Source organism: Sphingomonas aurantiaca (assembly GCF_003050705.1).
GTDB classification, from domain to species: Bacteria; Pseudomonadota; Alphaproteobacteria; order Sphingomonadales; family Sphingomonadaceae; genus Sphingomonas; species Sphingomonas aurantiaca.
The window spans coordinates 521,574-545,515 of sequence record NZ_QAOG01000004.1 but is presented as its reverse complement, the minus strand read 5'-3'; the positions used below and the strand labels follow the sequence as shown (position 1 = coordinate 545,515).

Below are 23,942 nucleotides of genomic sequence, written 5' to 3'. Positions count from 1 at the left end.
GGCCGGCGACGCGTCGCTGGCCCCTAGTCCTCGATCCGCTCGAGACCCTCCGCATACACGCGTTGCCGCGCCGCATAGGCCGCGGCCGACAGCTTCAGCGCCGCGATCGCCTCGGGCGCCAAGTCGCGCACCGCCTTTGCCGGCGCACCGACGATCAGGCTGCCCGCGGGGAACACCTTCCCCTCGGTCACCAGCGCGTTCGCCCCGATCAGGCAGTCGTCGCCGATTACCGCGTTGTTGAGGATCGTCGCGCCCATGCCGACCAGCACATTGTCGCCGATCGTGCAGCCGTGGAGGATCGCGTGGTGGCCGATCGTGCACCCCTCGCCCACGCTCAACGGCGCGCCCGGATCGGAATGCAGCATCGCGCCTTCCTGGATGTTGGTCCGCGCGCCGACCAGGATCGGCGTGTTGTCCGCGCGGATGACCGCGCCGAACCAGACGCTTGCGCCCTGCCCCAGTCGCGCGTCGCCGATCACGTCGGCGGACGGCGCGATCCACACGTCGTCCGCCACCGTCGGGCGTTTCCCCTCGATCGCATAGCGGGGCATCAGGCGTCCTGCGCCTTCACGCGCGCGCGATAGGCGTGGAGCAGCGGCTCGGTATAGCCGTTGGGCTGGGTGAGGCCATCGAACACGAGCGCACGCGCCGCCTGGAACGCCAGGCTGTCGTCCTCATGCCCCGCCATCGGCCGGTAGAGCGGGTCGCCGGCATTCTGCGCATCGACCTTCGCCGCCATCCGCCGCAGCGCCGCATCCGCCGCGTCGGGCGTGGCGATGCCGTGGAGCAGCCAGTTCGCCATGTGCTGCGAACTGATCCGCAGCGTCGCGCGATCCTCCATCAGGCCGACGTCATGGATATCGGGCACCTTCGAACAGCCGACGCCCTGGTCGATCCAGCGGACGACATAGCCGAGAATGCCTTGCGCGTTGTTCTCCAACTCCTCGCGCACCGCGTCCGGCTGCCAGTTGTGGCCGGTCGCGACGGGCACCGTCAGCAGCGCGTCGAGCGACGCGACGCCCTCGCGCTTGCGCTCGGCCTGTCGCGCAAAGACGTCGACCCGGTGATAATGCGTGGCGTGCAGCGTGGCCGCGGTCGGCGACGGCACCCAGGCGGTCGACGCGCCGGTCTGCGGATGCCCGATCTTCTGGTCGAGCATGTCCGCCATCCGGTCGGGGGCGGCCCACATCCCCTTGCCGATCTGTGCCTTGCCGCCGAAACCGCAGGCGAGCCCGATCTGGACGTTGCGATCCTCATACGCCTTGATCCAGCTCGCGCCCTTCATCTCGCCCTTGCGGATCATCGGCCCCGCGCGCATCGACGTGTGCATCTCGTCGCCGGTCCGATCGAGAAAGCCGGTGTTGATGAACACCACGCGGTCCTTCACCGCGGCGATACACGCGGCAAGATTGGCGGAGGTGCGCCGCTCCTCGTCCATGACGCCGACCTTGATCGTATGACGCGCGAGCCCCAGCAGATCCTCGATCGCGTCGAACAGCCGGTTGGTGAAACCGGCCTCGGCGGGGCCGTGCATCTTCGGTTTGACGATGTAGATCGACCCCGCGCGGCTGTTGCGCAGCGCACCCGCGCCGTTCAGATCGTGCAGCGCGATCAGCGAGGTGACGATCCCGTCGAGGATCCCCTCGGGCGCCTGGCTGCCATCGGGGAGCAGGATCGCGGGCGTCGTCATCAGATGCCCGACATTGCGGACGAACATCAGGCTCCGGCCGGGCAGCGTGAAAGCGCTGCCGTCGGGTGCGGTGTAGTGGCGGTCCGGATCGAGCGCGCGAGTCTGCGTCCGCCCGCCCTTTTCGAAGCTTGCGGTCAGGTCGCCCTGCATCAGCCCGAGCCAGTTGGCATAGGCGGCGACCTTGTCGTCGGCATCGACCGCGGCGACCGAATCCTCGAGATCGGCGATCGTGGTCAGCGCGGATTCGAGCACCACATCGGCAAGGCCTGCGGGGTCGGTGCGGCCGATCAAATGCTCCCGATCGATCACAAGTTCGATATGCAAGCCGTTATGTTGCAACAGGATCGTGTCGCCGGCATGGCCGACGAGCTGGCCCGGATCCGCAAGATCGGGCGTGCCGCCGGTCCAGTCGGTCCATGACCCATTGGCGAGCGGCACCGCCTCGTCGAGGAACGCCTTGGCCCAAGAGATCACCTGCGCGCCGCGTGCCGCGTCATAGCCGCCGGGAGCGGCCGTGCCCGGAATCGCATCGGTGCCGTACAGCGCGTCGTACAGGCTGCCCCAGCGCGCATTCGCGGCGTTCAGCAGGAACCGCGCGTTCAGGATCGGCACCACCAGCTGCGGCCCGGCGAGCAGCGCGACCTCCGCATCGACGTTGGTCGGCGCGACCGCGAACGGCGCAGGCTCGTCGACCAGATAGCCGATCTCGCGCAGGAACGCCTGGTACGCGGCCTGATCGATCGACGTGCCGGCCTGCGCGTCGTGCCACGCATCGATCCGCGCCTGAAGGCCGTCGCGAACGTCGAGCAGCGCGGCATTCTCCGGCGCGAACCGCTGGTAGATGTCCGCCATCCCCTGCCAGAACTCGGCGGCATCGAAGCCGGTCCCCGGCAGCACCCGCGTCTCGATAAACGTCACCAGCGGCTCGGCGATCTTCAGACCCGCCTTGTCGATCCTGTCGGCCATGCTGCTCTCCTTCTGCTCTGCCGCGCACGATAGACGCTGCTCACCTTCTCCACTAGACATCGTAAACCGAAAGCTGTTGATCGCCAGGGGAACGAATGGATCCCGATATCGTCCTCTTCGCTGAAGTCGTCCGCACCGCCAGCCTCAGCGCGGCGGGGCGATCGCTCGGCATCTCGCCGGCGATGGTGTCGAAGCGGATCGCCCGGCTGGAGGCGCGGCTCGGCGTCCGACTGCTCAACCGGACCACGCGGCGGCTCGACCTCACCGCGCGCGGCGCGGTCTATCACCGCGACATGATCGAGATCCTCGCGGCGATCCGCGACGCCGAGGCGCGTGTCGCGGATCGTGCCGACGCGCCCGCAGGGCCGTTGCGGGTGAGCGCGCCGACCTCGTTCGGGCGGCTCCACATCGCCCCGCAGCTCAAGCCGTTTCTCGATTCGCATCCCGCGATCGCGCTCGATCTCGATCTGTCGGACGGCTTTTCCGACGTGATCGGCGACCGGCTCGACCTGGCGATCCGGATCGCGCCCGCCATCCCCACCGCGCTGACCGGCTACCGCCTCGCCGACAGCCGCCGCGTGCTGTGCGCGGCACCTGGGTATGTCGAGGAGCACGGCCAGCCCGGCGACGCCGCCGCGCTCGCGGGGCACCGCCTGCTGGCCGCCAAGGGGCAGATGCCGTGGCGGCTCGCGGGACCCGACGGCACGCTGACGATCGACCGCCCCAGCTACGTCGCGACGAATTCGAGCGAGGTCGTCCGCGAACTCACGCTGGCAGGCGTCGGCATCGCGCTGCGCTCGCTCTGGGACGTCAGCGCCGATCTGGCCGGCGGCCGGCTGGTCCGGGTCCTGCCCGCCCTGGCCGGATCGGCGGAAATCGGGATCTTCGCGGTCCATGCGCCCGGTCCCGTCTCGTCGGGCACACGCGCGCTGCTGGATTATCTGCGCGGGCTCTGGTCGCCGTCCCCGCCATGGGATTCCTGAACGAGATCGATCGCCACCGCATCGATCCGCCGCAGCATCGCGACGAACTGCGCCACCTCGGCGCCGGAAAACCCCGCGAAGATGCGCCGCTCGAGATCGAGCGCCTTGGGCGCGACCGACGCGTACAGCGTCTGCCCATCCTCGGTCAGCCGCAACAGATGCGAGCGCCGATCGTCCGGGTTCGCATGACGCTGCATCAGCCCGCGCTCGACCAATGCGATCGCCGCGCGGCTGACGGTAACCTTGTCCATCCGGGTCTGCTGGCCGATCTGCTGCTGCGTGATCCCGCCCGCCTCGGCGACCACCGTCACCAGCCGCCACTCGGGAATCGTTAGCCCGAACAGCGCCTCATAGGTGTTCGCGACCGCCGCGCTGACGAGGTTCGAGGTGATCGACAAGCGATACGGGATGAAATCGTCCAGAACGAGCGCGCGGTCAGCCATGCGGAGATCGTAACGATTGACACCAGTTCTTCAACAGAGCAGATTGGTAACAACGGATACCAAGTAAGGATCGAGCGATGGACCATATGGACGTAAACCCGATGGGACTGGACGGTTTCGAGTTCGCCGAATTCACCTCGCCCGATCCAGACCGGATGGCGGCACAGCTCGAGCAGTTCGGCTTCGTCGCCGCCTCGACCCACCCGACCAAGGCCGTCACGCGCTACAAGCAGGGCCGCATCAACCTGCTGCTCAACCGCGAGGACGGCGGCCAGGCCGCCGCGTTCCGTGCCGATCATGGCCCGTCGGCAAACGGCATGGCGTTCCGCGTCCAGGACGCGAAGTCGGCGTTCGACGCGGCGCTCTCGCGCGGCGCCAAGGCGGCGGATGCCAGCATAAGTGCGCTCGGCGAGGACAGCTATGTGCTCGAGGGGATCGGCGGCTCGCTGCTGTATCTGGTCGACAAGCACGCCGCGGCCGGCAGCCTGTATGACGACTGGAACGCCGTGCCGGGCGCCGCCGAGGCCGAGGCCGCCAACAATGTCGGGCTCGACCTGCTCGACCACCTCACGCACAACGTCAAGCGTGGCCAGATGCGGACCTGGGCCGAATTCTACGGCCAGATCTTCGGCTTCGAGGAGCAGAAGTATTTCGACATTAAGGGCAAGGCGACCGGCCTGTTCAGCCAGGCGATGATCGCGCCCGACCGCGCGATCCGCATCCCCCTGAACGAGAGCCAGGACGACAAGAGCCAGATCGAGGAATTCCTCAAGGATTATAACGGCGAGGGCATCCAGCATCTGGCGCTGACCACCGACGATATCTTCGAGACTGTCGAAAAGCTGCGCGCGCGCGGCGTCAAGCTGCAGGACACGATCGAGACCTATTACGAGCTGGTCGACAAGCGCGTGCCCAACCACGGCCACGACCTCGAACGCCTGCGCCGCAACCGCATCCTGATCGACGGCAATGTCGGCGAGGAGGGCTTGCTGCTCCAGATCTTCACCGAGAACATGTTCGGGCCGATCTTCTTCGAGATCATCCAGCGCAAGGGCAATGAAGGCTTTGGCAACGGCAATTTCCAGGCGCTGTACGAGAGCATCGAGCTCGACCAGATCCGCCGTGGTGTGGTGACCGTCGACGCGTGATGGCCGAAACCCTCTCCCCTCAGGTGAGGGAAAGGCGCGCCAGCGCCGAGGGTGAGGGCTCGCGAGACGCCAGCGCGTGCCCTCACCCTTCCGCCGCGCAAGCGCGTCTCCCTCCCTCTCCCCGAGGGGAGAGGGTAGAAAAGAGAGTTTGAACGGCCGGCGGTCCGGGCGTTGATCGGAACAGGTGACGGAGAGGAAGCCATGACAATCCACCAGCCGACCAACACCGCAGGCGAGACCGCCGGCCAGAGCGAGTACCTCCCCGGTTTCGGCAACCATGTATCGACCGAGGCGGTCCCCGGCGCACTGCCGATCGGCCGCAATTCGCCACAGCGCCCCGCGTTCGGCCTCTATACCGAGCAGCTCTCCGGCACCGCCTTCACCGCGCCGCGCCACGAAAACCGCCGCAGCTGGCTCTACCGGATGCGTCCGACCGCCGAGCATCCGCCATTCGAGCGCTACACCGGGGCCAAGCGGTTCGCGCCCGGCACCACCGACGCGCCGCTCGCGCCCAATCGCCTGCGCTGGGATCCGATCGAAGCCCCCGCCCCCGGCACCGACCTGATCGACGGCATGACGACGATGCTTGCCAACCGTGACCCGGCCGATCTCGAGGGCGTCGCGCTCCACGTCTACGCCGCCAATACCGACATGATCGACCGCGTGTTCATGGACGCGGACGGCGAGCTGCTGTTCGTCCCGCAGCACGGGCGGCTGCGACTGCTAACCGAGCTCGGCCGGATCGACATCGCTCCCGGCCAGATCGCGCTGGTCCCGCGCGGCGTCCGGTTCCGTGCCGAACTTCCCGATGGCGAGGCGCGCGGCTATGTCGCGGAGAACCACGGCGCGCTGTTCCGCCTGCCCGATCTCGGCCCGATCGGCGCCAACGGCCTCGCCAACCCGCGCGATTTCGAGACGCCGGTCGCCTGGTTCGAGGATCGCGACGAACCGGTCGGGGTCGTCCAGAAGTTCATGGGGTCGCTGTGGACCACGACGCTCGATCATTCGCCGCTCGACGTCGTCGCGTGGCACGGCAACCTGGCCCCCTGGCGCTACGACCTGTCGCGGTTCAACACGATCAACACGGTCAGCTTCGATCATCCCGATCCCTCGATCTTCACGCTGCTGACCTCGCCGAGCGACGTGCCCGGCCGTGCCAACGCCGATTTCGTGATCTTCCCGCCGCGCTGGATGGTGGCGGAGGGGACGTTCCGACCACCCTGGTTCCACCGCAACATCATGTCCGAGGCGATGGGGCTCATCACCGGCGCGTATGATGCGAAGGCCGAAGGGTTCGCGCCCGGCGGCATCTCGCTCCACAATTTGATGTCCGGCCACGGCCCCGACCTGGCGAGCTGGCAGGGCGCGAGCGCGGCCGACCTGAAGCCGCACAAGATCGACGGCACGATGGCGTTCATGCTGGAGAGCTGCTGGCCCTACGCACCGACCACCTATGCGCTGGACCATGCCCAGCTCGATTACGATGCGGTCTGGTCCGATTTCCCGAAGGCGGTCCTGCCACGGTGACCCCGACGCTCCACGGCTATTGGCGCTCGACCGCCGCCTACCGCGTCCGCATTGCGCTTGCGCTGAAGCGCGTGGACTATACGCAGGTCACGCATGACCTGCGCACCGGCGCGCACCGCGAGCCGGGCTTTCGGGCGCTCAATCCGCAGGCACTCGTACCGGCCCTCGAAACCGACGACGCCGTCCTGACGCAGAGCCCCTCGATCCTCGAATGGATCGACGAGACCTATCCCGATCCACCTTTGCTCCCCGCCGATGCGCAGGGTCGCGCGGTCGTCCGCGCGATGGCCGCGACGATCGCGTGCGATATCCACCCGGTGAACAACCTGCGGATCCTCAACGCGCTGCGGAGCGAGTTCGGCGCCGACGATGCCGCCGTGAACCGCTGGATCGCGCGCTGGATCGGCGAGGGGTTCGCCGCGCTGGAGGTGATGATCGCGCGTCATGGCAGCCGCTTCGCGTTCGGCGCGACGCCGACGATCGCCGACTGCCACCTGGTGCCGCAGGTCTATTCCGCCGAGCGGTTCGGTGTCGATCTGACGCCCTACCCGCACCTCAAGGCCGCCGCCGACACGGCCCGCGCCTTGCCCGCTTTCGCTGCTGCGCACCCCGACCGGCAACCCGACGCGGATCGGCCATGAGCGACGGCGAACGGCTCACCGCCACGCCCGCCGGGATCAAACTCGCCCCGGTCGATGCGGTCGCCGAGGGCAAGGCGCGCAATTTCGTCGTGCAGATGCGCGCCGGCCGGTTCCACGGCTTTGTCGTGCGCAAGGACGACGCGGTGGTCGGCTATGTCGATCGCTGCCCGCACATGGGCCTCCCGCTTGCGCAAGTGCTCGACGACTACCTCACCCCGCGCGGCGACCTGATCGCGTGCAGCTGGCATTCCGCGCTGTTCGAGATCGACAGCGGCGTCTGCGTCGGCGGGCCTTGCGGCGGAACGCGACTGACGCCGTGGCCGGTCGCGGTGGTCGACGGGATGATCGTCACCACAGGCTGACGCGGCGGACGCGGTGCGCTAAGGGAGCGCACCTCCTCCCCTGCACGATGAACCGATGACCCAAACCCTCCCCATCCGCGTCGTGGCGCTGTATCGCTTCACGCCGTTCGCCGACATCGCCGCGATCCAGCCGCCGCTTGCGCTCGCATGCTGTTCGAACGGGGTGAAGGGGACGCTGCTGCTCGCGGCTGAGGGGATCAACGGGACGATCGCCGGGTCCGAGGCGGGGATCGATGCCGTTCTCGCGCATATCCGTGCGTTACCGGGGTGCGCCGACCTCGACGTGAAAGAATCGCGCGCCGAGACGATGCCGTTCCACCGCATGAAGGTGCGTCTGAAGCGCGAGATCGTCACGATGGGCGAGCCGACGATCGATCCGCTGAGCGGCGTCGGCCATTACGTCGAGCCCGCGGACTGGAACGCGCTGATCGCCGAGCCGGGGACGATCCTGATCGACACGCGCAACGATTACGAGGTGTCGGTCGGCACGTTTGCCGGCGCGGTCGATCCGCACACGCGCAGTTTCCGCGACTTCCCGGCATGGTTTCGCGCGCATCGCGCCGAGCTGGTCGGCGATGGCCCGCCGCCCAAGATCGCGATGTTCTGCACCGGCGGCATCCGATGCGAGAAATCGACCGCGTTCCTCAAGGCCGAGGGGCTCAACGAGGTGTATCACCTCAAGGGCGGTATCCTCAAATATCTCGAGACGGTGCCCGAGACGGAGAGCCTGTGGGAGGGCGAATGCTTCGTCTTCGACCAGCGCGTCGCGGTCGGCCACGGGCTCGTGCCGGGCAGCCACGTACTGTGCCACGCCTGCCGCATGCCCGTCAGCGTCGCCGATCGCGCCTCGCCGCTCTATGTCGAGGGGATCAGCTGCCCGGCCTGCCACGACGCGCGCGACGCGGACCAGCGCGCGGGCTACGCCGAGCGCGAACGCCAGATGCGCCTGGCCGAAGCCCGCGGCGAAACCCATGTCGGCGCGGTACTCTCCAAGACGCACGGCACTGACGACCACCACGCACCCTCCCGTCATCCTGACGAAAGTCAGGATCCAGAGCCAAGGACGTAGCGCGCGTTACCCAGGATCCTGACTTTCGTCAGGATGACGGACTTGTGGCAGCAAACCGCGCCGCCAACGCGGTGTTGCCCTGCGACAGCGCCAGCGAGTGCACGCTATTACCGGCAGCATCCGCAACCGAAGCCTCCGCGCCATGCTCCAGCAACAGGTCCATAATCGCCGTCTTGCCTACCAGCGCAGCCATCATCAGCGCCGTCTGCCCGACGCCATTGCGGCGGTTCACGTCCGCCCCCGCATCGAGCAGGATCTGCGCGATCTCCGCATAACCCTTGAAACACACCCCCATCAGCGCCGTGTTACCGCGCGCATCCGCCGCGCCATCGACCTTCGCACCCGCCGCAAGCAAAGCCGCGGTGGCATCGGCCTGCCCGTTATAGCTGGCGATCACGAGCGGCGTGTAGCCTTTCGCATCGGTCACCTCGATATCGACCCCCGCCTGCAGCAGCGCGGGGATCATCTCGTCGCGCCCCATCCTCGCGGCGTCGAACAGCAGTTCGACCAGCCGCTCCATCGGCGGCAAGGGAGGAAGTTCGCGCGCGTCGGTCATGTTAGGCCTCGATGATATGCGGCACGAACCGCGCGAGATTGCGCGTCACCACCGTGTCATCCTCCCGAACGCCGATCCCCGCGGCTTCGTTGCCGACCATCCACGCGCCGATCACCGGATGCCGCCCGTCGAACACCGGCGGCGGCGCATAGGCCTGGCGGATCGCCCCCTCGGCGCCATAGCCCTGATCGAGCACCGCATGCGCCGCGTCCCCGATCACCTCGACATTGGCCCCCTCGCGCGAGAACAGCGGCTTCCGCACATATTTGGGACCGAGGATCTTCGCGGCAGGGTCGTCGTCGAAGAACGCCGGCAGCAGGTTCGGATGCTCGGGATGCCGCTCCCACAGCAGCGGCAGGATGCCCTTGTTCGACAGGATCGACTTCCACGCCGGCTCGATCCAGCGCACATCGGCGCGCGACAGATTGGGCGCATAAGGCTCGCGGAGCATGAACTCCCACGGGTACAGCTTGAACGCCGCCTGCACCTCATAGCCGTCGGTATCGACGAAGCGCCCATCGGCGGCGAGCCCGATATCCTTCATCTCGACGAACTTGGGCTCGATCCCGACCTGGCTCGCCAGATCCTCGAAGAAGCGGACGGTCTGCCGATCCTCGATCGCCGACGCATCCGCGGCGAAGTGGACGAACCCGCCACTCGGGAACAGCGCGCGGAACCGCTCGCGCAGCTTGTCGAACAGGCTGTTGAACTGGTCCGTCCCCGCCGGCAACGCCCCGCTCACGAGCAGATCCTCGAGCCACATCCACTGGAACGTCGCGCATTCGAACACCGAGGTCGGCGTATCGGCGTTGTATTCGTAGAGCTTGGCCGGCCCCGTCCCGTCATAAGCGAAATCGAACCGGCCGTAGAGCGACGGCTGGCGAGTCCGCCACGTCTCCGCGACGTAATTCCACTGCTCGCGCGGGATGGCGAGGCGTTCCATCAACTGCTGGTCGCGCACCACCTCGTCGACCAGATCGAGGCACATCGCGTGTAGCTGTTCCGCTGCCGGCTCGAGATCATCCTCGATCTCCGCCAAGGTGAACGCGTAGGCCGCGCCTTCATCCCAATAGGGCTCGCCATCGGTGTCGTGATAGACGAACCCAATCGCGTCCGCCCGCTCACGCCAGTCGCTGCGCGGGTCGACCGCGATCCGGCGCATCAGCTGTCCTTGCTATCGTCGCGCTGGCCGATCTGCAGCGTCTGGCCGAGCTCCGGCGTCTTCGGCGCGGTCAGCCGCGCGAGCACGTCGTCCGCCGACGACTGGCCGGGGCCGATCCCCGCCAGCCGCAGCTTCTCGTCGAGATCGGCGCCGGTACGACGGTCTTCCAGTTCGCCCGCCGCCTTGATCCGCTCGCCACGGATCGCCTGGCGTTCACGGATCCGTGCGAGGCTGTCGGCGGCCGAGCCGAGCTTGTTGCCCGCCCCCATGCTGCCCGACGCGACCGAGGCCTGCGCCTTCTGCACCGACTCGTTGACCTTGACGACCTCGACCTCGCGGCGGAGCTGTTCGATCTTGCGGTCGGTCTGCGCGACCGCGGTGTGGATCTGCTCCTCGGCAGCGCGCATGTCCTCGACCTGCGGGCTCTTCAGCGCGATATCTTGCTCGAGATCGGCGATCCGCTGCGCGACCTGGCGCGCGAGATCCATATTGCCCTTCTCGACAGCGACGCGCGCCGATGCCTCATACTTGGCCGCCTGCGCACGGAAGCTCTCGACCTCGGTCTCGAGGATGCGGCGCCGCGCGACCAGCCCGGCGAGATCGTCGCGCGCTTTCCCTTGCGCCTTGTCCGCATCGCGAATTTCCTGGTCGAGGATACGCAGCGCGTTCGCATCGACGACCGCCGCGCCGGCTTCGTGCGCACCGGCACGACCGAGGGTGAAAAGCTTGCTCCAGATGGCCATGCCAGTCTCTCCGTTTGTATCTAAATCAGGCGGCAGGAATCTGCGCGTGGCGCAGGTCGGTGGCCGCATCGATCGCATTCTCAGCAAGCGTACGCAGCTCGATCACCACGGTGTTGAGCGGGCTCGACGTCGCCAGTTCGCCGAACAGCTCGTAATAATCGCGACCGTCGACGGTGCCGATCCCGAAGTTCGACAGCGGCACCAGCTTCTGCGACTTCAGCAGGAAGGTGTTGAACGCCTGCTGGTCCTCCTGCTCGTCGCACGGCCAGAGCAAGGTCGAGCACGCGATCTGCGCCTCGCTGACGTTGACGAACAGCTCGAGATCGCCGTGCTGGTGCATCGTCACCAGCAATACCGGGTCGGCGCCTTCCAGGATCCGCGCGGAAAATTCGCCCGCCTTTGCAGGCTCGGACGTATCGAGCGCCGCCTTCAGGCTGCGGACGGTCCAGATGTCGGTCAATGCAAGAACTCCCGTGCTTGTCGCGTGACGCACACATAGGACGTGTCGCGAACCCTTGCCATCCCCGCTCCCCACTCCGCGACCCCACCCTTTCCCGTCATGCTGACGAAATTCAGGATCCAGGGCCACGAAGCGCCGCGGGTGTGGCTCTGGGTCCTGACTTTCGTCAGGATGACGGGGGGTTGCGCTTTGCTCGCCCGGCCGCTTTGCCCTATGCAGGCCATCAACAAAGATACGAGGATTGCATGTTCGATCGCCTGTTCGGCCGCAAGCCAGCGCTTGACGACAACGCCCTGCCCGTCGTCCGCAACGTCACGCTGGGGCGCACGGTGACGGTCGATCCGCTCGCCTGGCGCCGGTTCGGGTCCGAGCTGCTGTTCCCGTTCGACCGCGACACGCTGGTGATCGTCGCGCAAGGGCTCGTGAACCTCAACGAGGGCGGGTTCGTCCACCGTTTCTACACCGACGACGACATCATGTTCCAGGCGGTGTCGAACGACCGCGCGGGCCAGGACGTGACCGACGTCACGCTGTTCGCGCCATGGGACAGCGCCTATCCCTCCTCGTCCGCCGAGCGCCCGGCATGGAAGAGCCGCCTCAAGGCGCGGACTTTCACTGCCGAGGGATTGCCCGAATATGGACGCTTCTGGTTCGGCCCCGAGGCGAGCGAGCAGGAACCGGTGACGTTCTGGGAAGATCTTCACGACGACCGCGACGGCATCGTCGACCGTCGCATCTTCCAGACGTGCATGCTGTTCGGCCGCGACCTGCCCGGTGACGACGGCCGCGAACTGCTGCTGGCGATCGACCAGGAGAACGAGGCGGGCGAGGTCTCGTTCGAGATCATGCTGGGCGTTGCACTGGAACTCGGCGAGTTCAGGGCCTAGCGTCACCGACGAACGGCTCCGGGGGACTTGCCATGATCGACCAATACAGCTTCGGCGCCAGCGCGCTCGCCTTCCTGATCGCTTTCGTCGCGGCAGGCGTGTTCACGATCGCGTTCAAGATCATCTATCAGGTGGCAACGCCCTATCACGAGAAGTCGCTGATCCGTGAGGGCAACACCGCCGCCGCGATCACGCTGGGCGCGGCGTTGCTCGGCTATGTCCTGCCGCTTGCCTCGGCGCTGACGCATACCGTCTCGCTGGTCGAATTCGCGGTGTGGGCGCTGCTCGCCGGCGTCATCCAGATCGTCACCGCGCTGGTCGTCCAGCGTCTCGTGATGCGCGATTTCAACGCGCGGATCCAGCGCGGCGAAATCGCGGCGGCGACCTATATGGCAAGCATCTCGCTGTGCGTCGGCATCCTCAACGCTGCCTGCATGACGAACTGAGGAAGCACCCATGAAGCGTTCCAGATCGATAGTCCTCACCAGCCTGATCGCAGGATCGGGCATCTCGCTGACCGCGTGCGACGGCGATGTCGGCGGCAAGCCGGTCGAGGCGCAGAGCTATGCCTCCGTCGCCGAATGCCGCGCGGCAGGCGCGCTGTCCGCAGTCCAGTGCGACACCGCGTTCGAACAAGCCAAGACCGATGCGGCGAAGACCGCACCGCGGTTCGAGGACAAGCAGACCTGCGAGGAGCAGTTCGGTGCCGCGCAGTGCGAACCGCGCAACAACGGCAATGGCGGCAGCTTCTTCACGCCGCTGCTGACCGGCTTCCTCGTCGGGCAGGCGCTCAACGGCGGGTTCGGCAATCGCGGCGCGCCGATGTATCGTGACCGCGAGGGCAATTATTATGGCGGCGCCGGCGGCCGGATCAACCGCGACTATGTGACAGGCCGCACGCGCGTCGGCTCGGACGCGTTCACCCCGACGACGGCGCGGGCGCCTGCGCGCGTCCAGACGCGCAGTTCGGTGATCTCGCGCGGCGGGTTCGGCGGCGGCTTCGGCGGCCGCGGCTTCGGCGGCTGAGCCTAATCCTCCCCCTAGCGGGGGAGGATCAGAAGCCCGATCACGCGCTCCGCTCGACCCGCAGCATCGCCAGCGCAGCGACGCCCATCACCCCGGCCGCGATCAGCATCGCCCACACCGCGTCGCTAGGGAAGAACGTCCGCACCACCTGCCCCATCACCGACGACACGATCAGCTGCGGCAACACGATGAATATGTTGAACAGCCCCATATAGACGCCGAGCTTGGCCTGGGGCAGCGCGTTCGACAGGATCGCATAGGGCATCGTCAAGATCGACGACCACGCGATTCCGATCAGCACCATCGACCCGATCAGCACATATTGGTCGCGCACCACCAGGAACGACGCGAACCCCGCCGCCCCGCAGAGCAGCCCGAGGATATGCGCATCGCGTCGACCGATCCGCGCCGCCAGCGCCGGCATGACGAACGCCCACAGGGTCGCCACGCCGTTATACACCGCGAACAGCACCCCGACCCAGTTCGCCCCCTCGTTATACGCCGCGCTGGTCGTGTCGGTCGTACCGAACACATGCTGCGTGACGATCGGCGTCGTGTAGATCCACATGATGAACAGCGCCGACCAGGTGAAGAACTGGACGAGCGCGAGCCGCTTCATCGTTTGTGGCATCGTGCCAAGATCGCCGACGATCTGGCTGAGAACATTGGACTCCCTGCCCGACCTCACCAGCGCCGCACTCGCCAGCAACGCCGCGCCGAACGCGATCAGCCCACCACCGAGCAGATAGACCGGCTTGTCGAGCCCGAACCGCGCCACCGCGGCGATCACGATCGCCCCCAGCGCGATCCACACCGGCGCGAGCCGCGCGCTCGACCGGACGACCGTGTCTTGCGGCGCAACCGGGCCTTCGTCCTCGAACGCGGCCATCTCGGCAGGCGGATATTCGCTGGTCGTCAGCACCGTCCACAGCACCGCGAAGAACAAGGCGAGCGCGCCGATATAGAATCCATATTGTACCGATGGCGGAATCCCGCCCGCGGGTGCGGTGTTCGCGACCTGGAACACGTCGGTCAGGATGATCGGGGCAAGGCTGCCGATCACCGCGCCCGCGCCGATGAATCCGGTCTGGAAGGCGAAGCCCGCGGTGCGCTGGCGGCTGCCGAGCATGTCGCCGACGAACGCGCGGAACGGCTCCATCGCGACGTTGAGCGATCCGTCGAGCATCCACAGCAAGACGGCCGCGACCCACAGTACCGGCGCATTCGGCATCGCCAGTAGCGCAAAGGTCGCGAGCATCGCCCCGGCCAGGAAATAGGGCCGCCGTCGCCCGAGCCGCCCCCAGGTCCGGTCGCTATAATGCCCGATCACCGGCTGGACGAGCAGCCCGGTCAGCGGCGCCGCGATCCAGAGGAACGCCAGATCGTCGACCGACGTGCCCAGCGACTGGAAGATCCGGCTGACATTGGCGTTCTGCAGCGCAAAGCCGATCTGGATCCCGAAAAACCCGAACGAGATGTTCCACAGCCCCCAGAATCCCTGACGTGGTTTCTCCCTACCCATTACGGCCATTCAGCGTCCTTCACCCGATGATCGTCGGATCACCAATTGCGTGGGCAGTACCGTGCTCTCGACGGGTCGATCGCCGATCCGCGCGAGCAGCATCTCGACCAGCCGCCGTCCGGCCAGCCCGCTGTCCTGCGCGATCGTCGTCAGCGGCGGATTGGCAAGGCTGGCGGCGGGGATGTCGTCGAACCCGACGATCGCGACGTCATAGGGCACGTTGATCCCGGCCCCCGCCAACACGCGCATCGCGGCCAGCGCGATCAGGTCGCTCGCCGCGACGATCGCATCGAACGGCACACCGCGGCGAAGCAGCTCGCGCGTCGCCTGCGTCGCATCCTCCTCGGTCGAGATCGTCTCGACCTGAAGCTTAGGATCCGCCGCGATGCCATGCTCGCCCAGCGCCGCGACATAGCCGCGATACCGGTCGTGAAACTCGGGATAATGATCGGTGGCGCTGCCCAGGAACGCGATCCGCCGCCGCCCGCGGTCGAGCAGGTGCCGCGCCGCCGCCGCGCCGCCCGCGATATTGTCGCACCCGATCGTCAGCCCCGGCTGCCCCGGCTGGACCGAGCCCCAGCGCACAAAATGCGTCCCCTGCGCGACGAGCGTCTCGAGCCGGGACCGGTAATCGGCGTAATCGCCATAGCCGAGCAGGATCAGCCCGTCGGCGCGGTGGCTGTCCTCGTAATCGGTATGCCAGTCGCTCGAGAATTGCTGGAACGACACGAGCAGGTCGTAGCCATGCGATCCGCACGCCGCCATCATCGCGCCGAGCATGCCGAGGAAGAACGGGTTGACCACGGTCTCGTCGGGGGTCGGATCGCGGAACAGCAGCAGCGCGATCGTCTTGGTCGTGCCGTTGCGCAGGTTCGAGGCGCTGCGATCGACGGTGTAGTTCAATTGCCGCGCAATCGCCTCGATCCGCTGCCGCGTCGCCAGATTGACCGTCGAGCTGCCCCGCAGCGCGCGCGATACGGTAGGTTGCGAAACGCCGGCGAGTTGCGCGATGTCGAACGAGGTCGGTTTGCCGCCGGATCGGCTGGAAGACTTGGCAGCGGCATTCACGACGATCGGGTCCTCCAGCATCCTCGCGGTCCAGGGCCCCTCTGCGCGTGGGATGGCCGTGGGTCAGCATCACGCCAGAACCGCGCGGGCGTCAACATCGCCACCCCGCCGAGCGTGGCAAAACAGCCACAGAACCAAGGTGGTACCGGTACACTGGAGCCTGAATACGTATGCACCGCCCGGCTTCGGGGGCAGTGGAGCCGTCATCCCGGGCCGACCGGGATGACGGAGCGCCGCTCATCGGCGGGGTGCCATCAACGGACCGCCGATCTCGGTGGCAGCGACAAAGGCCGGGCGCGCGCGCAGCCGGTCGAGATACGCCGCGACGTCCGGATGATCGCCCAGCAGCCCGGCGCTTTCCGCGATCGCGAGGATATAGCACATCTGAATGTCGGCCAGCATCAGCTGCTCCCCCATCAGATACGGGCCATCGCCGACCCCGGTACCGATATAGTCGAGCGTCTTGGTCACCTCGGGACCGGTGAACTTGGCGAGGCCATCGGGGAGCCCGCCCATCCGCTTGCCGAGCGACGTCATCATGATCGGCAACGCGGCCGAGCTCTCGACATATTGCAGCCATTCGTCGTGCACCGCCGCCGCATCGCTGTCGATCGGCGGCGAGAAGCGGCGCTCGCCATAACGCTCGTCGACATAGGCGAGGATCGGCGCGCTCTCGGCCAGCGTCAGGTCGCCATCGACCAGCACGGGGGCCTTGCCGAGCGGGTGGATCGCTTTCAGCTCAGGCGGCGCACGGAAGTTCGCGTCGCGCTCATATTTGACGAGGTCATATTCGATCCCGAGCTCTTCGAGCAGCCAGATCACGCGGATCGACCGCGAGTAGTTGAGATGGTGCAGCGTTAACATAAGCGTCCTTCGATACGGGAATGTGCTGCCACTCGGAACGGCTGGGCGGCATCGAAGGTTTCGTAGACCGCATTCCCGGAATCCTCCGGCGACGGAGACCATGATGACCAACCTGACCTGCGATGTCGCGATCATCGGCGCGGGCACCGCCGGCCTCGCCGCCGAGCGCAGCGCGCGCCGCAACGGCGCCAAGACGCTGCTGATCGACGAGGGCTTTGGCGGCACGACCTGCGCCAGCGTAGGATGTATGCCCTCCAAGCTGTTGATCGCGGCCGGCAATGCGATGCATGCGGTCGACCAGGCCAAGGTCTTTGGCGTCGACGCGTCTGCCAAGGTCGACGGCATCGCGGTGATGGCGCGAGTCCGCAAGGAGCGCGATGCGTTTGTCGCCGGCGTCGAAAAGTCGATCGACAAATTGCCCAACGAAGTGAAGATCGAGGCACGCGCAAAATTCGCAGGCGCGACGATCCTGGCGCTCAGCGACGGGCGCCAGGTCCACGCGAAATCCGTCGTGATCGCGACCGGATCGAGCCCCGCCATCCCCGACATGTTCGACGTCGTGCGCGGCCGCGTGCTGACCAACGAAAGCATCTTCGAGCTGAAGGACTTGCCCGGCTCGATCGGCGTGATCGGCGCAGGCGCGCTGGGACTCGAACTCGCGCAGGCGATGGCGCGGCTCGGCGTCGAGACGATGGTGTTCGACATGGGTGAGACGATCGGCGGGCTGAAGGACCCCCATGTCGCCGAGGCGTATCACGCGATCCTGTCGCGCGAGATGCCGATCCTGCTCGGCGTCGAACTCAAGGCCGAACCCGAAGGCGGCGGCGTCGCGCTCTCCTGGACGGGTTCGGAGTCGGGCAGCAAGCGCTTCGACTATCTGCTCGTCGCGACGGGCCGGCCACCGCGGATCAAGGACATCGGGCTCGAGACGACCGGGCTCGCGCTCGATGAGCACGGGATGCCCGACTATGATCCTGACACGATGCAATGTGGCAGCGCGCCGATCTTCATCGCGGGCGATGCGGATCACGATCGCGCGGTACTGCACGAGGCGTCGGCGGAGGGCATGATCGCGGGGCGCAATGCGGCGAGCTATCCCGAGGTCACGCCCGGCAAGCGCTCCGTCCCGTTCGCGATCACCTTCACGCATCCCAACGTCGCAGTGATCGGCAAGATCGCCAAGGACGAAGATACCGACAGCGTCATCGGCACCGCCTCCTATGACGATCAGGGCCGTGCGAAAGTCGAGGCGTGCAATGCCGGGCTGGTGCGCTTCTACGCCGACCGCCGCGACGGCCGCCTGACGGGCGCGACGATGGCGGGACCTGCGGTCGAGCACAGCGCGCACCTGATCGCCTGGGCGATCCAGAGCGGCTGGACCGCGACCGAGGTGCTCGACTTGCCCTTCTACCATCCGACGTTCGAGGAAGGCATGAAGGATGCGCTCCGCTCGATCTGCGCCGAAGTGCACGCGCCGACCCCGCCAGATCGCGACGACGGCTTCACGCCGGGGACGTGAGCCGACGCGGCGCGGCCACTGCACCACCCCGGCAAAGGCCGGGGCCCAATTGGAAAGGTGGTCGTAACGAAGCGCAGCCCGCCTTTACTATGCGCCCCCAATTGGGCCCCGGCCTTCGCCGGGGTGGTGAAATCGGCGAAGGCGCATTCGTGAGCTACCCCTCCAGATCCAGATACGCGACGACGTCGTTCTCCGTCGCCAGATATAATCCCGCCTGCACGTCCTCCTCCTGCCGCGCCGCGATCCCCAGCGCCTCCGCCAAAGGTCCATAGAACAACGTCGTCGCCGCTCCGCCCTCCCCGCTATCGTCGAGATGATAAAGCCGGACCGAAACACCGGAAGAAATCGTCCGCATTACAACACCCTATCGCAAACCACATGACCGAGATTTCACGGAACCAAATGCGCACCAGCGCAACTTTGGCTGCCCTCGCGAGTTACGCTAGCAGATACAGGGGTTTATATGCATCAGGATGAAGGTTTTCCGGTATCGCGCCGTGGCGTGATTGCCGGCGGTGTCGCGTCGGCTACGCTGGCCGCGGCACCTGCCGCGCAGGCCCAGACACAGGGCAGCGCGCAGCCCGCGCCGCCGACGATGCCGGTCACGCTCAAGGTGAACGGCCGCACGACCAAGATCAACGTCGACACGCGGACCACGCTGCTCGACGCACTGCGCGAGAATCTGAAGCTCACCGGCACCAAGAAGGGCTGCGACCACGGCCAGTGCGGCGCGTGCACGGTGATCGTCGAGGGTCGCCGGATCAATAGCTGCCTCACGCTCGCGGTGATGCACGAAGGTGAGGAGATCACCACGATCGAAGGCCTCGGCACGCCCGAGAAGCTCCACGCGATGCAGGCCGCGTTCGTCAAGCATGACGGCTATCAGTGCGGCTATTGCACGCCGGGCCAGATCTGCTCGGCGGTCGCGACGCTCGGCGAAATCAAGGCGGGCATCCCCAGCCACGTCACCGGCGACATCGCCGCGCAGCCGACCGTCACCACCGACGAACTGCGCGAGCGGATGAGTGGCAATATCTGCCGCTGCGGCGCCTATGCCAACATCATCGACGCGATCCACGAAGTCGCGGGCACGGAGCGCACGGCATGAAGGCCTTCACCTATGAGCGCGCCACCTCGGCCAAGGAGGCAGCGAGCGCCGCGGCCCGCATGCCGGGCGCCAAGTTCATCGCCGGCGGCACCAACCTGCTCGATCTGATGAAGCTGCAGATCGAGACGCCGCAGCATCTGATCGACGTCAACGGCCTCGGCCTCGACAAGATCGCTCCGACCGCCGACGGTGGCCTCCGCGTTGGCGCACTCGTCCGCAACACCGATCTCGCCGCCGATGCGCGTGTCCGCAAGGATTACGGCGTGCTCAGCCGTGCGCTGGTCTCCGGCGCCAGCGGCCAGCTCCGCAACAAGGCGACCACCGCGGGCAACCTGCTCCAGCGCACGCGCTGCCCCTATTTCTACGACACCACCAAGCCCTGCAACAAGCGCCAGCCGGGCAGCGGTTGCGCCGCGATCGGCGGGTTCAACCGTAACCTCGCGATCATGGGGACGAGCGAGGCGTGCATCGCCACGCATCCGAGCGACATGGCCGTCGCAATGCGCGTGCTCGACGCGACCGTGGAGACGGTGAACGCCGCCGGCGCCACCCGCGCGATCCCGATCGCCGACTTCCACCGGCTGCCCGGTGCGACGCCGAACATCGAGACGTCGCTCGCCCCGGGTGAGCTCATCACCGCGGTGACCTTGCCCAAGCCGATCGGCGGCACGCACATTTACCAGAAGGTGCGCGACCGTGCGTCCTACGCCTTCGCGCTGATCTCGGTCGCAGCCGTGATCCAGCCCGGCGGTCGTGGCCGGCTCGCCTTTGGTGGCCTCGCGCACAAGCCCTGGCGCGTCGAGGCGGCCGAGGCGCAGATGCCCAATGGCGCCAAGGCCACCGCAGCGGCGGTTCTCGCCGGCGCCCGCACCACCTCACAGAACGCGTTCAAGCTGCCGTTGGTCGAACGCACCATCGGCGCCGTGTTCGAAGACGCGAAGGCCTGACGCCCATGAAGTTCGATACCCCCGCAACCGCCAATCCCACCGACCGGATGAAGGTGCTCGGCAAGCCGATCGATCGTATCGACGGCAAACTGAAGACGACCGGCACCGCGCATTACGCCTATGAGCGGAGCGACGCCGCACCGAACGCAGCCTATGGCTATATTCTCGGTTCCTCGATCGCCAAGGGCCGGATCGAGAGCATCGACGTCGCCGACGCCAAGGCGGCACCCGGCGTGCTCGCGGTCGTCACCTATGAGAATGCCGGCAAGATCGGCAAGGCCAAGAACCACACCGCGCGGATGCTCGCCGGCCCCGACGTCCAGCATTACGACCAGGCCGTCGCCGTCGTTGTCGCAGAGACGTTCGAGCAGGCGCGTGCCGCGACCAAGCTGCTGCGCGTCAATTATGCGCGGGCGAAGGGCAATTTCGATCTCGCCGCGTCGCAGGGCTCGGCAACCAAGCCCAAGAGCGGCACCCCCGACACGGCCGTAGGCGACTTTGCCGGCGCGTTCGCCAAGGCGGCGGTGAAGGTCGACGAGCGTTACACGACGCCCGACCAGAGCCATCAGATGATGGAGCCGCATTCGACGACCGCGGCGTGGACGGGCGACAAGCTGACGCTGTGGACGTCGAACCAGATGATCGCCTGGGCTGTCGGCGACATGAGCGAGACGCTGCTGATCCCGAAGGACAACATCCATGTGATGTCGCCCTATGTCGGTGGCGGCTTCGGGTCGAAGCTCTGGATCCGCAGCGATGCGGTGATGGCGGCGCTTGGCTCGCGCGCGATCGGTGGGCGGCCGGTCAAGCTCGCGCTGACGCGTCCGCAGGTGATGAACAACACCACGCATCGCCCCGCGACGATCCAGCGCCTGCGCATCGGTGCGCAGAAGGGCGGCAAGATCACCGCGATCGCGCATGAGAGCTGGTCGGGCGACCTGCCCGGCGGCGGTCCCGAGACCGCGCCGAACGCGACTCGTCTGCTGTACGCCGGCGCCAACCGCATGACCGCGACTCGTCTCGCCGTGCTCGACCTTCCCGAGGGCAATGCGATGCGCGCGCCGGGCGAGGCGGTCGGGCTGCTCGCGCTCGAAGCGGCCATGGACGAGCTGGCCGAGAAGCTGAAGATGGACCCGGTCCAGCTGCGGATCGTCAACGACACGCAGGTCGATCCCGAAAAGCCCTCGCGCCAGTTCTCGCAGCGCGATCTGGTCGGTTGCCTGAAGACCGGCGCCGAACGCTTCGGCTGGAACAAGCGCAATCCCGTACCCGGCCAGGTCCGCGACGGGCGCTGGCTGGTCGGCATGGGCATGGCGTCGGCGTTTCGCGACAACGTGACGATGAAGTCGGGCGCCCGCGTCGGCATCGACAAGAAGGGCATGGTGACGGTGGCCACCGACATGACCGATATCGGCACGGGCAGCTACACGATCATCGGCCAGACCGTCGCCGAACTGATGGGCGTGCCGATGGACAAGGTCATCGTGCTGCTCGGCGACAGCAGCTTCCCCGCCTCGTCGGGGTCGGGCGGCCAGTGGGGCGGCAACAGCTCGACCGCGGGTGTCTATGCAGCCTGCATGGCGCTGCGCGAGTCGGTCGCGCGCAAGCTCGGCTTCAATTCGGACGATGTCGTGTTCGAGGACGGCAAGGTGAAGTCGGGCAACCGCAGCGTCTCGCTGTCCGAGGCCGCGGGCGATGCCGGCTTGTCTGCCGAGGATTCGATCGAGTTCGGCGATCTGACCAAGACCTATGCGCAGGCGACGTTCGGCGCGCATTTCGTCGAGGTCGGAGTCGATTCGGCCACCGGTGAGATCCGTGTCCGCCGGATGAGCGGTGCGTTTGCCGCCGGGCGTATCCTCAACCCGAAATCGGCGCGCAGCCAGGTGATCGGTGCGATGACGATGGGCGTCGGCGCGGCGTTGATGGAGGACGCGATCGTCGACACGCGGTTCGGCTATTTCGTCAATCACGACCTCGCCGAATATCACGTCCCCGCGCATGCCGACATTCCGATGCAGGACGTGTTCTTCATGGACGAGCTGGACGAAAAGTCCTCGCCGATGAAGGCCAAGGGCATCGGCGAGCTCGGCCTTTGCGGCGTCGGCGCGGCGATCGCCAACGCGGTCTACAATGCCTGCGGCGTCCGCGTCCGCGAATATCCGCTGACGCTCGACAAGGTGATCGGCAAGATGGTCTGATACCCTGCCCTCCATCCGGCCTGAACATCGGCTGGATGGAGGGCAAAACCGGCTCTGGCGCGCGCGATTGCGTTGCGCTAGAAAACCGGCATGACCGTACCCGCCATTCTAAAAAACCTGCGACTCCCCGTCATCGGCTCGCCGCTGTTCATCATTTCCGGCCCGGAACTGGTGATCGCGCAGTGCAAGGCGGGTATCGTAGGCTCTTTCCCGGCCCTCAACGCGCGGCCGCAGGCGCTGCTCGACGAATGGTTGCACCGGATCACCGAGGAGCTGAGTGCACACAACCGCGCCAATCCCGACCGGCCCGCCGCCCCCTTCGCGGTCAACCAGATCGTCCACAAGTCGAACGACCGTCTCGAAAGCGACCTCGCGACCTGTGCCAAGTGGCAGGTGCCGATCGTCATCACCTCGCTCGGCGCACGCGAAGACCTGAACACCGCGGTGCATGGCTGGGGCGGCATCACGCTCCACGACGTGATCGACGACCGGTTCGCGCGCAAGGCGATCGAAAAGGGCGCGGACGGGTTGATCGCGGTCGCGGCCGGCGCTGGCGGTCATGCCGGTCGCCTGTCGCCGTTCGCGATCATCCAGGAAATCCGTCAGTGGTTCGACGGCCCGCTCGCGCTGTCGGGCTCGATCGCGACGGGTGACGCGGTGCTCGCGGCGCAGGCGATGGGGGCCGATTTCGGCTATATCGGCTCGCCGTTCATCGCGACGACCGAGGCCAATGCGGATCAGGCCTACAAGGACGGCATCGTCGCGGGCAAAGCCTCCGACATCGTCTATTCGAACCTGTTCACCGGCGTCCACGGCAACTATTTGCGCGCGTCGATCGAGGCTGCGGGGATGGACCCCGACAATCTGCCCGAGGGCGATCTCAAGACGATGGACTTCGGCGGCGGCAACGGATCGAAGCCGAAGGCCTGGCGCGACATCTGGGGTTCGGGCCAGGGCATCGGCGCGGTCAGCAAGGTCGAGAGCGTCGCCGACCGAGTCGATCGTCTGGAGCGCGAATATCGCGCCGCCCGCGCCCGCCTCGCGCTCTGAACC

Annotated in this window: 25 protein-coding genes; 14 read left to right on the top strand and 11 right to left on the bottom strand. The window is 67.0% G+C overall.

The annotated features are described in order from the left end of the window. Positions 1-23: 23 nt before the first annotated feature. Together C8J26_RS14205 and C8J26_RS14200 are read right to left on the bottom strand one after the other, a co-directional pair. Positions 24-551, bottom strand: a complete 528-nt coding sequence (locus C8J26_RS14205; protein WP_107958885.1) for a gamma carbonic anhydrase family protein — start codon at positions 549-551, stop codon at positions 24-26. Continuing rightward, positions 551-2,656 (bottom strand): malate synthase G, encoded by a 2,106-nt coding sequence (locus C8J26_RS14200; RefSeq protein WP_107958883.1) that lies wholly within the window; start codon positions 2,654-2,656, stop codon positions 551-553. Before C8J26_RS14200 ends, C8J26_RS14205 begins: the two co-directional genes overlap by 1 nt. 95 nt (positions 2,657-2,751) lie before the next feature. Between C8J26_RS14200 and C8J26_RS14195 the strand changes: the two genes are divergently transcribed. Further along, positions 2,752-3,639: a LysR family transcriptional regulator gene (locus tag C8J26_RS14195; RefSeq protein ID WP_107958881.1), complete on the top strand. Its 888-nt coding sequence runs from the start codon at positions 2,752-2,754 to the stop codon at positions 3,637-3,639. Here C8J26_RS14195 and C8J26_RS14190 read toward each other — a convergent pair. Next, positions 3,594-4,082 (bottom strand): MarR family winged helix-turn-helix transcriptional regulator, encoded by a 489-nt coding sequence (locus C8J26_RS14190; RefSeq protein ID WP_199861027.1) that lies wholly within the window; start codon positions 4,080-4,082, stop codon positions 3,594-3,596. The genes C8J26_RS14195 and C8J26_RS14190 overlap by 46 nt on opposite strands. Positions 4,083-4,159: 77 nt before the next feature. Here C8J26_RS14190 and hppD point away from each other — a divergent pair, with 77 nt between their 5' ends. From hppD to trhO, 5 genes are all read left to right on the top strand, one after another. Then, complete coding sequence (gene hppD / locus C8J26_RS14185) at positions 4,160-5,230, top strand: 4-hydroxyphenylpyruvate dioxygenase (RefSeq protein ID WP_107958879.1); 1,071 nt, start codon at positions 4,160-4,162, stop codon at positions 5,228-5,230. Positions 5,231-5,431: 201 nt separating this feature from the next. Further along, a complete protein-coding gene (gene hmgA / locus C8J26_RS14180) occupies positions 5,432-6,757 on the top strand; it encodes a homogentisate 1,2-dioxygenase (RefSeq protein ID WP_107958877.1) in 1,326 nt (441 codons plus the stop codon). Further along, positions 6,754-7,398: a maleylacetoacetate isomerase gene (maiA, locus tag C8J26_RS14175; protein ID WP_107958875.1), complete on the top strand. Its 645-nt coding sequence runs from the start codon at positions 6,754-6,756 to the stop codon at positions 7,396-7,398. Before hmgA ends, maiA begins: the two co-directional genes overlap by 4 nt. Further along, positions 7,395-7,760 (top strand): Rieske (2Fe-2S) protein, encoded by a 366-nt coding sequence (locus tag C8J26_RS14170; protein ID WP_107958873.1) that lies wholly within the window; start codon positions 7,395-7,397, stop codon positions 7,758-7,760. Before maiA ends, C8J26_RS14170 begins: the two co-directional genes overlap by 4 nt. Positions 7,761-7,815: 55 nt before the next feature. Next, complete coding sequence (trhO, locus tag C8J26_RS14165; protein ID WP_107958871.1) at positions 7,816-8,829, top strand: oxygen-dependent tRNA uridine(34) hydroxylase TrhO; 1,014 nt, start codon at positions 7,816-7,818, stop codon at positions 8,827-8,829. A gap of 28 nt (positions 8,830-8,857) precedes the next feature. Here trhO and C8J26_RS14160 read toward each other — a convergent pair whose 3' ends face one another. Genes C8J26_RS14160 through C8J26_RS14145 form a run of 4 tightly spaced genes read right to left on the bottom strand, consistent with a single transcriptional unit; the run spans position 8,858 to position 11,750 of the window. After that, a complete protein-coding gene (locus tag C8J26_RS14160; protein WP_208631397.1) occupies positions 8,858-9,385 on the bottom strand; it encodes an ankyrin repeat domain-containing protein in 528 nt (175 codons plus the stop codon). A gap of 1 nt (position 9,386) precedes the next feature. Further along, positions 9,387-10,547 carry a glutathionylspermidine synthase family protein gene (locus tag C8J26_RS14155; protein ID WP_107958869.1) on the bottom strand — a complete coding sequence of 387 codons (1,161 nt, stop codon included), beginning with the start codon at positions 10,545-10,547 and terminating at the stop codon, positions 9,387-9,389. After that, positions 10,547-11,290 carry a PspA/IM30 family protein gene (locus C8J26_RS14150; protein ID WP_107958867.1) on the bottom strand — a complete coding sequence of 248 codons (744 nt, stop codon included), beginning with the start codon at positions 11,288-11,290 and terminating at the stop codon, positions 10,547-10,549. Before C8J26_RS14150 ends, C8J26_RS14155 begins: the two co-directional genes overlap by 1 nt. Positions 11,291-11,315: 25 nt before the next feature. Further along, positions 11,316-11,750 (bottom strand): YjfI family protein, encoded by a 435-nt coding sequence (locus C8J26_RS14145; protein WP_107958865.1) that lies wholly within the window; start codon positions 11,748-11,750, stop codon positions 11,316-11,318. A gap of 245 nt (positions 11,751-11,995) precedes the next feature. On the opposite strand from C8J26_RS14145, the gene C8J26_RS14135 reads away from it, so the two are divergent. From C8J26_RS14135 to C8J26_RS14125, 3 genes are read left to right on the top strand one after another with little or no spacing between them, the layout of a single operon-like run. After that, complete coding sequence (locus C8J26_RS14135) at positions 11,996-12,637, top strand: DUF2491 family protein (protein ID WP_056410515.1); 642 nt, start codon at positions 11,996-11,998, stop codon at positions 12,635-12,637. 32 nt (positions 12,638-12,669) lie between these two features. Continuing rightward, the gene (locus tag C8J26_RS14130) at positions 12,670-13,083 is read left to right on the top strand and encodes a DUF350 domain-containing protein (protein ID WP_107958861.1); all 414 of its coding nucleotides are present in this window, start codon (positions 12,670-12,672) and stop codon (positions 13,081-13,083) included. Between the two features lie 10 nt (positions 13,084-13,093). Further along, entirely contained in the window at positions 13,094-13,663 is a 570-nt protein-coding gene (locus tag C8J26_RS14125) for a DUF1190 domain-containing protein (RefSeq protein ID WP_055877367.1), read from the top strand. Positions 13,664-13,703: 40 nt separating this feature from the next. Here C8J26_RS14125 and C8J26_RS14120 read toward each other — a convergent pair whose 3' ends face one another. From C8J26_RS14120 to C8J26_RS14110, 3 genes are all read right to left on the bottom strand, one after another. Then, on the bottom strand, positions 13,704-15,194 hold the full coding sequence (locus tag C8J26_RS14120; protein WP_425275408.1) for an MFS transporter: 1,491 nt from the start codon (positions 15,192-15,194) through the stop codon (positions 13,704-13,706). Beyond that, the gene (locus tag C8J26_RS14115; RefSeq protein WP_107958857.1) at positions 15,195-16,274 is read right to left on the bottom strand and encodes a LacI family DNA-binding transcriptional regulator; all 1,080 of its coding nucleotides are present in this window, start codon (positions 16,272-16,274) and stop codon (positions 15,195-15,197) included. A 216-nt stretch (positions 16,275-16,490) separates the two neighbouring features. Beyond that, positions 16,491-17,117 (bottom strand): glutathione S-transferase family protein, encoded by a 627-nt coding sequence (locus tag C8J26_RS14110; protein WP_107958855.1) that lies wholly within the window; start codon positions 17,115-17,117, stop codon positions 16,491-16,493. Positions 17,118-17,220: 103 nt separating this feature from the next. Between C8J26_RS14110 and C8J26_RS14105 the strand changes: the two genes are divergently transcribed. Next, positions 17,221-18,636 carry a dihydrolipoyl dehydrogenase gene (locus tag C8J26_RS14105; RefSeq protein WP_107958963.1) on the top strand — a complete coding sequence of 472 codons (1,416 nt, stop codon included), beginning with the start codon at positions 17,221-17,223 and terminating at the stop codon, positions 18,634-18,636. A 154-nt stretch (positions 18,637-18,790) separates the two neighbouring features. Here the strand turns inward: C8J26_RS14105 and C8J26_RS14100 are convergent, their stop codons facing one another. Then, a complete protein-coding gene (locus C8J26_RS14100; protein WP_107958853.1) occupies positions 18,791-18,991 on the bottom strand; it encodes a hypothetical protein in 201 nt (66 codons plus the stop codon). A gap of 108 nt (positions 18,992-19,099) precedes the next feature. Between C8J26_RS14100 and paoA the strand changes: the two genes are divergently transcribed. From paoA to C8J26_RS14080, 4 genes are all read left to right on the top strand, one after another. Then, positions 19,100-19,744, top strand: coding sequence for an aldehyde dehydrogenase iron-sulfur subunit PaoA (paoA, locus tag C8J26_RS14095; RefSeq protein WP_107958851.1), 645 nt, complete (start codon positions 19,100-19,102; stop codon positions 19,742-19,744). Beyond that, positions 19,741-20,691, top strand: a complete 951-nt coding sequence (locus tag C8J26_RS14090; protein ID WP_107958849.1) for an FAD binding domain-containing protein — start codon at positions 19,741-19,743, stop codon at positions 20,689-20,691. Before paoA ends, C8J26_RS14090 begins: the two co-directional genes overlap by 4 nt. A gap of 5 nt (positions 20,692-20,696) precedes the next feature. Then, on the top strand, positions 20,697-22,889 hold the full coding sequence (gene paoC / locus C8J26_RS14085; protein ID WP_107958847.1) for an aldehyde oxidoreductase molybdenum-binding subunit PaoC: 2,193 nt from the start codon (positions 20,697-20,699) through the stop codon (positions 22,887-22,889). A 90-nt stretch (positions 22,890-22,979) separates the two neighbouring features. Beyond that, positions 22,980-23,939 (top strand): NAD(P)H-dependent flavin oxidoreductase, encoded by a 960-nt coding sequence (locus C8J26_RS14080; protein WP_055877391.1) that lies wholly within the window; start codon positions 22,980-22,982, stop codon positions 23,937-23,939. Positions 23,940-23,942: the final 3 nt, after the last annotated feature.